General features: G+C 67.7%; 10 protein-coding genes. All 10 read left to right on the top strand.

Going from position 1 to position 12764, the window contains the following annotated elements; all coding sequences use genetic code 11:
- Complete coding sequence (locus ABD235_RS33615; RefSeq protein WP_344181583.1) at positions 1 to 828, top strand: MlaE family ABC transporter permease; 828 nt, start codon at positions 1 to 3, stop codon at positions 826 to 828.
- Positions 825 to 2144, top strand: coding sequence for an MCE family protein (locus tag ABD235_RS33610; protein WP_344181581.1), 1320 nt, complete (start codon positions 825 to 827; stop codon positions 2142 to 2144). The genes ABD235_RS33615 and ABD235_RS33610 overlap by 4 nt, the downstream gene beginning before the upstream one ends.
- Positions 2141 to 3175, top strand: coding sequence for an MCE family protein (locus ABD235_RS33605; protein WP_344181579.1), 1035 nt, complete (start codon positions 2141 to 2143; stop codon positions 3173 to 3175). The genes ABD235_RS33610 and ABD235_RS33605 overlap by 4 nt, the downstream gene beginning before the upstream one ends.
- A complete protein-coding gene (locus tag ABD235_RS33600) occupies positions 3172 to 4185 on the top strand; it encodes an MCE family protein (RefSeq protein ID WP_344181577.1) in 1014 nt (337 codons plus the stop codon). The genes ABD235_RS33605 and ABD235_RS33600 overlap by 4 nt, the downstream gene beginning before the upstream one ends.
- Positions 4182 to 5381 carry an MCE family protein gene (locus tag ABD235_RS33595; RefSeq protein ID WP_344181575.1) on the top strand — a complete coding sequence of 400 codons (1200 nt, stop codon included), beginning with the start codon at positions 4182 to 4184 and terminating at the stop codon, positions 5379 to 5381. The genes ABD235_RS33600 and ABD235_RS33595 overlap by 4 nt, the downstream gene beginning before the upstream one ends.
- Positions 5378 to 6610, top strand: coding sequence for an MCE family protein (locus tag ABD235_RS33590; RefSeq protein WP_344181573.1), 1233 nt, complete (start codon positions 5378 to 5380; stop codon positions 6608 to 6610). Before ABD235_RS33595 ends, ABD235_RS33590 begins: the two co-directional genes overlap by 4 nt.
- Complete coding sequence (locus tag ABD235_RS33585) at positions 6607 to 7899, top strand: MCE family protein (protein ID WP_344181571.1); 1293 nt, start codon at positions 6607 to 6609, stop codon at positions 7897 to 7899. Before ABD235_RS33590 ends, ABD235_RS33585 begins: the two co-directional genes overlap by 4 nt.
- Positions 7896 to 8390, top strand: coding sequence for a hypothetical protein (locus ABD235_RS33580; protein ID WP_344181569.1), 495 nt, complete (start codon positions 7896 to 7898; stop codon positions 8388 to 8390). The genes ABD235_RS33585 and ABD235_RS33580 overlap by 4 nt, the downstream gene beginning before the upstream one ends.
- On the top strand, positions 8390 to 9010 hold the full coding sequence (locus ABD235_RS33575) for a hypothetical protein (RefSeq protein WP_344181567.1): 621 nt from the start codon (positions 8390 to 8392) through the stop codon (positions 9008 to 9010). The genes ABD235_RS33580 and ABD235_RS33575 overlap by 1 nt, the downstream gene beginning before the upstream one ends.
- A 256-nt stretch (positions 9011 to 9266) precedes the next feature.
- Positions 9267 to 12752: a DNA-directed RNA polymerase subunit beta gene (gene rpoB, locus ABD235_RS33570; protein WP_344181565.1), complete on the top strand. Its 3486-nt coding sequence runs from the start codon at positions 9267 to 9269 to the stop codon at positions 12750 to 12752.
- Positions 12753 to 12764: the final 12 nt, after the last annotated feature.

Below are 12764 nucleotides of genomic sequence, written 5' to 3'. Positions count from 1 at the left end.
GTGACCGCCCTCGACGTCCTGATCAAGAAGCCGCTGAACTCGCTCGACCGGCTCGGCGAGCAGCTCGCCTTCTACCTCAAGGCGCTGGCCTGGTCCGGCAAGTCGATCACCCGGTACCGCAAGGAGATCCTGCGGCTGCTGGCCGAGGTGACGCTCGGCACCGGCGCGCTCGCGGTGATCGGCGGCACCGTCGGCGTGATCACGTTCCTGGCCTTCTTCACCGGCACCGAGGTCGGCCTCCAGGGCTACTCGGCGCTGAACCAGATCGGCACCTCGGCGTTCGCCGGGTTCGTCAGCGCCTACATCAACACCCGCGAGATCGGCCCGCTGATCGCCGGCATCGCGCTGGCCGCGACGGTCGGCTGCGGCTTCACCGCGCAGCTCGGCGCGATGCGGATCAGCGAGGAGATCGACGCGCTCGAGGTGATGGCGATCCCGTCGCTGCCGTTCCTGGTCACCACCCGGATCATCGCGGGGCTGATCGCCGTCGTGCCCTTGTACGTCGTCGGCCTGCTCTCGTCGTACTTCGCCACCCGGCTCACGGTGACCACCTTCTACGGACAGAGTACGGGGACGTACGACCACTACTTCCATCTGTTCCTGCCACCCGGCGACGTGCTCTGGTCGTTCGGCAAGGTGCTCGTGTTCGCCGTACTGGTGATCCTGGTGCACTGCTACCACGGGTACCACGCGACCGGCGGCCCGGCCGGCGTCGGCGTCGCGGTCGGCCGCGCGGTCCGGACCTCGATCGTGGTGATCAACGTGGTCGACCTGCTGCTGTCGATGGCGATCTGGGGAACGACGACCACGGTGAGGCTGGCGGGATGACCAGACGAGTGCTCGGCGTCGCGTTCATCGGCGTGCTCTGCTTCCTGCTCTGGCTGACCTACGCCTTCTACGCCAAGGTGTTCACCGACACCGTCGAGGTCCAGCTGAAGACCAGCCACATCGGCCTGCAGCTGAACACGCACGCCGACGTGAAGCTGCGCGGCATCATCGTCGGCGAGGTCCGCTCGGTCTCGACCGACGGCGACGAGGCGACGGTGAACCTGTCGCTCAAGCCCGACCAGGTCCAGGAGATCTCCAGCGCGGTCAGCGCCCGGATCCTGCCCAAGACGCTGTTCGGCGAGAAGTACGTCGCGCTGGTGCCGCCGCCGGGCCGCGAGAACACCCGGCACATCAAGGCCGGTGACGTGATCGCCCGGGACAAGACCGCGGTCGGCATCGAGATCGAGAAGGTCCTGAACGACGCGCTCCCGCTGCTCCAGGCGGTCGACCCGGCCGACCTGAACGCCACCCTGAACACGCTGGCCACCGCGCTCGAGGGCCGTGGCACCGAGATCGCCGAGACGCTGACCCAGCTCGACGGGTACCTGAAGAAGCTGAACCCGAGCGTCCCGAAGCTGATGGAGGCGCTGACCAAGCTGACCCAGGTCTCCCAACTGTACGGCGACGTGACGCCCGACCTGGTCCGCGCCCTGCGCAACCTGACCATCACCGGCAACACCGTGGTGGAGAAGGAGCAGCAGCTGCAGAAGTTCTTCACCGACGTGCAGACCCTGTCCGGGACGGCGAACGGCTTCCTGCGCGAGAACGAGGACCGCGTGATCCGCCTCGGCGAGGTGAGCCGGCCGGTGCTCGACCTGCTCGAGCGGTACTCGCCGGAGTTCCCGTGCTTCCTCAAGGTGATGACCGACACCGCCCCGATCCTGAACGACACGTTCCGCGACGGCGCGCTGCACATCAACCTGGAGCTGATCACCAACCAGCCCACGCCGTACCAGCCGGACGAGCTGCCGAAGTACCTGGACAAGCGCGGGCCGACCTGCGTGGGCAAGAACTACAGCCATCCGGGCGCGAAGCCGGGTCCGTACACCCAGGACAACCCGGCGCCGTACATCACCGGTGAGGACGGCGTGATCGGCGACCACAACAAGAACGAGCGCTTCCCGCTGAACCTGCAGCTGAACCGGTCCGCCCCCGGGTTCCTGCTGGACACCGGCGGCGCCGGTACGCCGGCCGAGCAGAGGGTCGTCAACTCCTTCGCCGGCCCGGCGATGGGCGTCCCGGCGGGCGACGTACCGGATCTGACCACGCTGATGATCGGGCCCCTCGTGCGCGGAGGGCAGGTGAACCTGAAATGAAGCTGCTCGACAAGAAGACCTCGATCGACAGCGTCCGGCTGGCGATCTTCGTGGTCGTGACGACCGTCGCGACCGCGCTGCTGGCGGTGACGATCGGCAACATCAGCTTCACGCCGACCACGAAGTACAAGGCGGTCTTCACCGACGTGGTCGGCCTGAACAAGGGCGACGACATCCGGATCGCCGGCGTCCGGGTCGGGCAGGTGGACAAGATCGCGCTCAAGGACGACTCGCTCGCGCTGATCACCTTCAGCGTCGACTCCAAGCAGGTGCTCGACACCGGCACCCGGGCGACGCTGCGCTACCGCAACCTGGTCGGCAACCGCTACATCGCGCTGACCGAGGGCGTCGGCGGCGGGCAGCGGATGAAGGAGAACGACACCATCGACAAGGACCGGACCGCTCCGGCCCTGGACCTGTCGGTGCTGTTCAACGGGTTCAAGCCGCTGTTCACCGCGCTCACCCCGGCCGACGTGAACCAGTTCGCCTTCGAGGTGATCAAGGTCCTGCAGGGCGAGGGCGGCACGATCGAGAGCCTGCTGGCCCGGACGGCGTCGCTGACCACCACGCTGGCCGACGCCGACCAGGTGGTCGGCGACCTGATCACCAACCTGACCTCGACGCTGCAGATCGTCTCGCAGCGGCAGCAGAACTTCTCCCAGCTGCTGGTCAACCTGCAGCAGTTCATCACCGGCCTGAGCAAGGACATCCAGCCGATCCTCGGCTCGCTCGGCTCGATCAACTCGCTGAACACCAAGACGGCCGGCCTGCTGCAGCAGACCCGGGTGCCGATCAAGGCCGACCTCGACCGGCTGCGGCAGGTGTCCACCACGCTGGACGACACCCAGGCGATCTGGGTCAAGACGCTGCAGAAGATGCCGAGCAAGCTGAACACGATGACCCGGACCGCGTCGTACGGCTCGTGGTTCAACTTCTTCCTCTGCGGCTTCGACGGCAACGTCACGCTGCCGCTCGGGACCCGCATCCCGGTCTCGTACGACAACAACTCGGCGAGGTGTGATCACCGATGAAGCCGTTCCGCGAGCAGAACCAGGTGACCATCGGCGTGGTCGGCCTGACCGTGATCGGGCTGATCATGCTGGCCGCGTTCAAGGCGCAGGACCTGCCGCTGATCGGTGGCGGGACGAAGTACTCCGCGCAGTTCTCCGAGGCCGGTGGGCTGAAGAAGAACGACGAGATCCGGGTGGCCGGCGTACGGGTCGGGCAGGTGCGTGGGGTCGAGCTCGAGGGCACCCACGTCCGGGTCGACTTCGTCGTCGACCGCGGCGTGAAGCTCGGCGACCAGACCGGCGCCGAGATGAAGATCAAGACGCTGCTCGGCCAGAAGTACCTCAAGCTCAACCCGGCCGGCGCCGGGGAGCTGAAGGAAGGCTCCGAGATCCCGCTCGCGCGGACGGTTGCGGCGTACGACGTGGTGGACGCGTTCACCGACCTGGCCAACACGACCGAGCGGATCGACACCGCCCAGCTGGCGCGGGCCCTCGACACCTTGTCGACCACCTTCAAGAACACGCCGGAGGAGGTGAAGGCGTCGCTGAACGGCCTGTCCCGGCTGTCGCGGAACGTGGCCAAGCGGGACGAGGAGCTGAAGACGCTGCTCAAGCACTCCGACACCGTCACCAAGGTCCTGGCCGACCGGAACCAGCAGCTGATCAAGCTGATGAAGGACGGCAACACCGTGTTCCAGGCGGTGCAGGCCCGGCGCGCGCTGATCCACCAGTTGCTGGTCTCGACGCAGAAGCTGTCCGCGCAGGTGACCGCGCTGGTCCGGGAGAACCGCAAGGACCTGGCGCCGACCCTGCAGAAGGTGAACGCGGTGCTCGCGATCCTGCTGAAGAACCAGAACGCCCTGGACGCCAGCATCAAGGGCCTGGCGCCGTACGCGCGGGTCTTCACCAACACGCTGGGCACCGGGCCGTGGTTCGACACCTACGTGCAGAACCTGGCGCCGGTCCCGGAGATCCCGCTGCCGCCGCTCATCCCGGGGCTGCCGCCGATCCTGGGCGGTGGTGGGCGATGAAGCTCGCGTCGTTCTCCCGGCTGATCGCGATCGGCGTGGTCCTGGTGGTGCTCGCCGTCAGCGTCGTCTCGCTGTGGCCGCACCCGGAGCGGGTCAGCGCCACGGCGTACTTCCCGCGCGCGGTCAGCGTGTACCCAGGCTCCGACGTCCGGATCCTCGGCATCAAGGTCGGCGAGATCGAGAGCGTCACGCCGGCCGGGCGGACCGTCCGGGTGAAGTTCTGGTGGGAGGCCAAGCACAAGGTCCCGGCCGGCGCGAAGGCCGTCATCGCCTCGCCGTCGATCGTTGCCGACCGTTACATCCAGCTGACCCCGGCGTACTCCAAGGGCGAGGTGATGGCCGACGGGGCGCAGATCCCGCTCGAGCGCACCGCCGTACCGCTGGAGCTCGACCAGATCTACCAGAGCCTGAACGACCTCTCGGTCGCGCTCGGCCCGAAGGGCGCCAACGACCAGGGCGCGCTGTCGCGGCTGCTGGACGTCTCGGCCGCGAACCTGAACGGCCAGGGCGCCAAGCTCAACCAGACCATCACCGACGTGTCGAAGCTGTCGCAGACGCTGGCCGGCAACTCCAAGAGCCTGTTCGCGACCGTCCGGCAGTTGCAGACCTTCGTCTCCTCGCTGGCCGCGAACGACGCGCTGGTGAAGCAGTTCAACAGCAACTTCGCCGCCACCTCGACGACGCTGGCCGGCGAACGCAAGGACCTGACCGCGGCGCTGAACCTGCTGGCGACCGCGCTCGGCGAGGTCGCGTCGTTCGTCAAGGACAACCGGGCGCTGCTGAAGACGACGATTTCCGGCGCGACCGACATCTCGCAGATCCTGGTCAAGGAGAAGGCCGCGCTGGCCGAGATCATCGACACCGCGCCGCTCGGCCTGGGCAACCTGGCCCGCGTCTACAACCCGCAGTTCGGCACGTTGGACCAGCGGATCAACCTGGCCCAGCTGGACGACCCGGCGACCTTCATCTGCTCGCTGCTGATCCAGGCCAACCAGCCGCTGTCCGCGTGCTCGGCGCTCAAGCCGATCTTCGACGCGCTTCCGAAGCTGCCGCTACTCAGCCAGCTCACCGGTGGCGCTCCGGCCAGCGGCGGCCCGGCCGGTACGCCGTGGGCGCCGCCTCCGGCGCCGAAGCTGCCGACGCCCGACCCGGTCGACCCGTCGCTCGGCGGGCTGTTCCCCGGGGGTGCCAAGTGAGGCGTCGTACGGCGTTGGTGGCGGGCGTGGTCGCGATGGCGACCCTGCTGACCGGCTGCGACTTCAGCGTGTACTCGCTGCCGCTGCCCGGTGGCGCCAAGATCAAGGGGCCGTCGTACACGGTGACGGTGGAGTTCAGCGACGTGCTCGACCTGGTCCCGAAGTCGACGGTCAAGGTGGACGACGTCACCGTCGGCACGGTCGAGAAGGTCTGGCTGGACGGGTTCGTGGCGAAGGTCCGGATCAAGCTGCCGAAGAGTCTCGAGTTGCCCGACAACGCCCGCGCGACGATCCGCCAGACCAGCCTGCTGGGCGAGAAGTTCGTCTCGCTCGCGCCGCCCGGCGGCAGCGAGAAGCCGCGCGGCAAGCTGGAGAACGGCGAGCTGATCCCGCTGTCGCGGACCACCAGCAACGTCGAGGTCGAGGAAGTCCTGTCGGCGCTGTCGCTGCTGCTCAACGGCGGTGGCGTGGCCCAGCTGCAGATCATCACCCAGGAGCTGAACAAGGCCCTGACCGGCAACGAGCCGGCGATCCGCAGCGTGCTCACCCAGCTGAACACCTTCGTCGGCACCCTGGACACGAACCGGCAGAAGATCGTCACCGCGATCACCGCCGTCGACGCGCTGGCCAAGAAGCTGAACGCGCAGAAGGCGACGCTGGCCACGGCGATCGACTCGCTGCCGAAGTCGATCAAGACCCTCGACCAGCAGCGGGCCGCCCTGGTGAAGACGCTGCAGGCCCTGGCCAACCTGGGCAACACCGCGACCCGGGTGATCACCGCGTCCCAGAAGGACCTGGTCGCCAACCTGAAGTCGCTGTACCCGGTGCTGACCAAGCTGGCCGAGGCGGGGGAGAACCTGCCGAAGTCGCTGGAGCTCCTGCTCACGTACCCGTTCCCGGACGCCGCGGCGGACGCCGTACAGGGTGACTTCACGAACCTGGTGATCACGCTGGACGTCGACACCCAGAAGGCCCTGAAGGGTCTGCTCGGGCTGAACCTGCCGACCGTCGGCCCGACCGCGCTGCCGACGGCGAACCTGAGTCTCCCGTTCCGCAACTCGCCCAAGTTCCCGCCGAAGTCCGGCGGCCTGCCGCCGCTGCCGCTGCCGACCGGTACGGCGACCAGCTGCATCACGCTGCTCGGTCTCCCGGTCTGCACGCCGACGCTGAACCGGCCGGCCTTCGACCCCGAGCTGGCCAAGGTCCTGATGCCGGGGGTGGCCAAGTGATCTCCAAGACCGTCCGGATCCAGCTGATGGTGTTCCTGCTGATCACCGTCGTCGGCATCGCGTACGTCGGCGGCAAGTACGCCCAGGTCGACCAGCTGCTGTTCGACGACGACTACACGGTCAGCGCGAGCTTCGCCGAGTCCGGCGGCATCTTCACCGGCGCCGAGGTCACGTACCGCGGCCAGCCGGTCGGCCGGGTCGGCGAGCTGACGCTGCTCGACGACGGCGTCGAGGTCGACCTGGACATCGACAAGAAGCAGAAGATCCCGAACGACCTGGTCGCCGTGGTGGCCAACCGGTCCGCGATCGGCGAGCAGTACGTCGACCTGCAGCCGCGCCGCGACGGCGGCCCGTTCCTGCAGGACAACTCCAAGATCGCCCGGGCCGACACCGCGCTGCCGATCGACACCACCGAGCTGCTGCTGAACCTGGACCAGCTGGTGAACTCGGTCGACAAGACCAGCCTGAAGACCACAGTCAAGGAGCTCGGCGACGCGCTGCGCGGCAAGGGCAGCGACCTGCAGAAGATCATCGACAGCTCCGGGCTGCTGATCGACGACGCCGACGCGAACATCGCCCAGACGATCAAGCTGATCAACGACGGCAACACCGTGCTGGCCACCCAGGTCGCCAGCGGCGACGCGATCCGGACCTGGGCGAAGAACCTCGCCCTGCTGTCCGACACGCTGGTCAGCTCCGACTCCGACCTGCGGAAGGTGATCGACCAGGGCTCGGGCGCGTCGGAGCAGCTGACCGGGCTGATCTCGGAGAACCGCGCCAACATCGCCGTGCTGCTCGGTAACCTGCTGACGGTGAACCAACTGACCGCCGTCCGCCTGGACGCCGTCGAGCAGCTGCTGGTGGTCTATCCGGCGGTGTCGATGGGCGGGTACGTCGTACCGGCCAAGGACAAGGGGACCGGGCACTACGACGCGCACTTCGGTCTGGTGCTCGGCTTCTCACCACCGGCCTGCCGGGCGGGCTACAACGGGACGGACAAGCGGGTGCCGCAGGACACGACGGACAAGCCGGCCAACACCAAGGCCTCGTGCACGGCCGGGCCGAGCACCGGGCAGAACGTGCGCGGCTCGCAGAACAAGCCGTCGCCGTCGTCGCGCGAGGGACTGAACCGGCCCGGGTACGGCGTCGGCTACGACCCCGCGACCGGTGAAGCCGGCGGCAGCGGCGGGATGCCCGAGATGGTGCTCGGGTCGACCGGCGGGCAGGCCGAGTACCTGGGCTCGGACTCCTGGAAGGGCCTCATCCTCGGACCGGTGACCGCGAAGTGAAGTCGTCTCGGAAGGGTTCGCTGGTCCTGGCGTGGGCGCTGAGCGTGCTGCTGATCGTCGCCCTCGGCGCCGTGACCGTGTCCGTGCTGGCGCTGCGCAAGCAGGACGCCCGCGACGAGGACCGGGTGGGCGCGATGCGTGCCGCGCGGCAGTTGGCGCTGGACTTCACGACGTACAAGTACGACAGCTGGGACGCCGACGCGCAGCGCGTGCTGAACGACTCCACGGGGCAGTTCAAGGAGGAGTTCCAGGCCGGGTCGAACTCGGTGAAGACCGAGGTGGTGGCGAACAAGGCGACCTCCAAGGGCGACGTGAAGGAGGCCGCGGTGGTGTCGAACGACAAGGACTCCGCGCAGGTGCTGGTGATCGTGAACGCGGTGGTGACCAACACCGCCGCCAAGGACGGCGTCGAGCGCCGGTACCGGATCAAGCTGGACCTGGTGCGTGACGCCGACCGCTGGCTGACCGCGGACCTGCAGGTGGTCGGCTGATGCCCCGCAAGATCGCCGGCCAGCGGCGTCGCGAACGCCCGATCACTGCCAGTGAGAAGATCGAGCGCGAAGAAGTGGAAATCGAAGCAGAAGAAGAAGTTGCCGAGGCCGAAGAGGATGCGCCGGCACCTACTTCCCGGGGGCTGGGCTTCGTACTGACGGTGAGCTTGTCGGTGCTCATAGTTCTGGTGCTGGCTCTGGCCGGGGTGCTGGGCGTCAAGGCCTGGCGGGGGCAGCAGGCCGAGGACGCCCGCGGTCAGGCGGTCAACGCTGGGCGGCAGGCGGCCGAGACCGCGCTCAGCTACGACTACCGGACGCTGGACAAGAGCTTCGCGGCCGCGCGGGCGACGATGACACCGGAGTTCGCGGGTAAGTTCGACGAGACCGCGAAGGTGGCCGGCGAGCTGGCCACCAAGACCAAGGCGACGGTCCGCGCGGAGGTGCGCGAGGTCGGCGTCCGCGACGGTGACGCGAACCGCGTGACGCTGGTGATCTTCGTGAACCAGACCACCACCAGCACGATCACGCAGGGTAAACCCAGGGTCGATCTGAACCGGACCCGGTTCACGATGGTCCGAAACGGCTCGCGATGGCTGGTCCAGGAGATCGCCGGACTGTAGTCTGCTGGTGACTGAGGAACGGATTGACCGGATGGCTCGCGGGTGTCTTCCCGCTCGAGATCCCGGGTCGGTCCTTGACTCAGTGGGTGGTCCGACGGCATAGTGTTGGACCCCATTGGACAGTCTTGTCCAGATCGGGTAGCCTATTGCTTTGCGCTGCCTTTACTCCTCACCCTGGCTCAGGTCAAGACTTGACTAGGGGAGTTCGGCGTGCGCTCCCAGCACCGAAGTTTGCGAGCCCGTGGAAGGACGCCCCTTGGTCGCCTCGCGCAACCCCCAGTCCGACAGCATTACCGACGTTTCCGGCTCACCACGCCGCATCTCCTTCGCCAAGATCTCCGAGCCTCTCGAGGTGCCGGACCTTTTGGCGTTGCAGGTGGACAGTTTCGACTGGCTGGTCGGCAACGAAACCTGGCAAGGCCGTGTGGCCGCCGCCGAAGCCGAGGGACGGACCGAGCTGTCCGGCCCGTCCGGCCTGGAAGAGATCTTCGAGGAGATCTCCCCAATCGAGGACTTCAGCGGCACCATGTCGCTGTCGTTCCGCGACCACCGGTTCGAGCCGCCGAAGAACACCGTCGACGAGTGCAAGGAGCGCGACGTCACCTACTCGGCGCCGCTGTTCGTCACCGCCGAGTTCATGAACAACGAGACCGGCGAGATCAAGAGCCAGACCGTCTTCATGGGCGACTTCCCGCTGATGACGCGCAAGGGCACGTTCGTGATCAACGGCACCGAGCGTGTCGTCGTGTCCCAGCTGGTCCGCTCGCCCGGCGTGTACTTCGAGCGCACGCCGGACAAGACGTCCGACAAGGACATCTTCACGGCCAAGATCATCCCGTCGCGCGGTGCGTGGCTGGAGTTCGAGGTCGACAAGCGTGACCTGGTCGGTGTCCGGCTGGACCGCAAGCGCAAGCAGAACGTCACCGTCCTGCTCAAGGCGCTCGGCTGGACCGACGCGCAGATCCTCGAGGAGTTCGGCGAGTACGAGTCGATCCGCCTCACCCTGGAGAAGGACCACACCTCCGGGCAGGACGACGCGCTGCTGGACATCTACCGCAAGCTGCGCCCGGGTGAACCCCCGACGCGCGAGGCCGCGCAGGCGCTGCTGGACAACTACTACTTCAACGGCAAGCGCTACGACCTGGCCAAGGTCGGCCGGTACAAGATCAACAAGAAGCTCGGTCGCGACGAGCAGCACGACACCGCGGTACTGACGATCAACGACATCGTCGCCACGATCAAGTACCTGGTCGCGCTGCACGAGGGCAAGACCGAGCTGGACGCGCCGCAGGGCGAGATCGTCGTCGAAGAGGACGACATCGACCACTTCGGCAACCGCCGGCTGCGCACGGTCGGCGAACTGATCCAGAACCAGCTCCGCACCGGCCTGGCCCGGATGGAGCGCGTGGTCCGCGAGCGGATGACGACCCAGGACGTCGAGGCGATCACGCCGCAGACCCTGATCAACATCCGTCCCGTGGTGGCGGCGCTGAAGGAGTTCTTCGGAACCTCGCAGCTGTCGCAGTTCATGGACCAGACGAACCCGATCGCGGGCCTGACCCACAAGCGCCGCCTGTCGGCGCTGGGCCCGGGTGGTCTGTCGCGTGAGCGGGCCGGCTTCGAGGTCCGCGACGTGCACCCGTCCCACTACGGCCGGATGTGCCCGATCGAGACCCCGGAAGGCCCGAACATCGGCCTGATCGGCTCGCTCGCGACGTACGGCCGGGTGAACCCGTTCGGCTTCGTCGAGACGCCGTACCGCAAGGTCGTCGACGGCCGGGTCACCGACCAGGTCGACTACCTGACCGCGGACGAGGAGGACCGGTTCGTCATCGCTCAGGCCAACGCGGCACTGACCGACGACGACGCGTTCGCCGAGGACCGGGTGCTGGTCCGCCGGCGCCACGGTGAGGTCGAGCTCGTGCTGGTCGAGGACGTCGACTACATGGACGTCAGCCCGCGCCAGATGGTGTCGGTCGCGACCGCGATGATCCCGTTCCTCGAGCACGACGACGCCAACCGCGCCCTGATGGGCTCCAACATGCAGCGCCAGGCCGTTCCGCTGATCACCGCGGACGCCCCCCTGGTCGGTACCGGCATGGAGTTCCGCGGAGCGGTCGACGCCGGTGACGTGCTGGTGTCGGACAAGGCGGGTGTGGTCAAGGAGGTCTCGGCCGACCTGATCGAGATCGCCGCCGACGACGGCACCTACCAGACCTACCGGCTGGCGAAGTTCCGTCGTTCGAACCAGGGCACCTGCATCAACCAGCGTCCGCTGGTCGACGCGGGGCAGCGGGTCGAGGTCGGCTCGCCGCTGGCCGACGGTCCGTGCACCGACGAGGGCGAGATGGCCCTCGGCCGGAACCTGCTCGTGGCGTTCATGCCGTGGGAGGGTCACAACTACGAGGACGCGATCATCCTCAGCCAGCGCGTCGTGCAGCAGGACCTGCTGACCTCGATCCACATCGAGGAGCACGAGGTCGACGCCCGCGACACCAAGCTGGGCCCGGAGGAGATCACCCGGGACATCCCCAACGTCTCCGACGAGATGCTGGCGGACCTGGACGAGCGCGGCATCATCCGGATCGGCGCCGAGGTCACCACCGGTGACATCCTGGTCGGGAAGGTCACGCCCAAGGGCGAGACCGAACTGACCCCGGAGGAGCGGCTGCTGCGCGCGATCTTCGGTGAGAAGGCCCGCGAGGTGCGCGACACCTCGCTGAAGGTCCCGCACGGCGAGAACGGCACCGTCATCGGCGTCCGCGTCTTCGACCGCGACAACGGCGACGAGCTGCCGCCGGGCGTGAACCAGCTGGTCCGCGTGTACGTCGCGCAGAAGCGCAAGATCTCGGTCGGCGACAAGCTCGCCGGACGCCACGGCAACAAGGGCGTCATCTCCAAGATCCTGCCGGTCGAGGACATGCCGTTCATGGAGGACGGCACTCAGGTCGACATCATCCTGAACCCGCTGGGCGTGCCCGGCCGGATGAACGTCGGTCAGGTCCTCGAGACGCACCTGGGCTGGGTCGCCAGCCGCGGCTGGAAGGTCGACCCGGACAGCCCGGAGGAGTGGGCGCAGCGACTGATCAAGATCGGCGCCGGCGAGGCCGAGCCGATGACGAACGTCGCCACCCCGGTCTTCGACGGCGCGCGGGAGGAAGAGGTCACCGGCCTCCTCGGCTCCACGCTGCCGAACCGCGACGGCGACCGGATGGTCGACAGCACCGGCAAGGCCAACCTGTTCGACGGCCGCTCGGGTGAGCCTTTCCCGGCACCGGTCGGGGTCGGCTACATGTACATGCTGAAGCTGCACCACCTGGTGGACGACAAGATCCACGCCCGTTCGACCGGCCCGTACTCGATGATCACGCAGCAGCCGCTGGGTGGTAAGGCGCAGTTCGGTGGTCAGCGGTTCGGCGAGATGGAGGTGTGGGCCCTCGAGGCCTACGGTGCCGCCTTCGCGCTGCAGGAGCTGCTGACGATCAAGTCGGACGACGTGGTCGGCCGGGTCAAGGTGTACGAAGCGATCGTCAAGGGCGAGAACATCCCGGAGCCGGGTATCCCGGAGTCCTTCAAGGTTCTGGTCAAGGAAATGCAGTCCCTGTGTCTGAACGTTGAGGTGCTCTCGTCCGACGGAAGCCGGGTCGAGATGCGCGACAGCGAAGAGGATGTCTTCCGCGCGGCGGAGGAACTGGGGATCGACCTGTCCCGGCGTGAGCCGAACAGCGTCGAGGAGGTCTGAGCGGGTTGCCGC

The sequence above is a fragment of the Kribbella lupini genome (genome assembly GCF_039529595.1).
Taxonomy (GTDB): domain Bacteria; phylum Actinomycetota; class Actinomycetes; order Propionibacteriales; family Kribbellaceae; genus Kribbella; species Kribbella lupini.
Note: the sequence above shows the minus strand (reverse complement) of the source record. Positions and strands in the feature narration are given on the sequence as shown.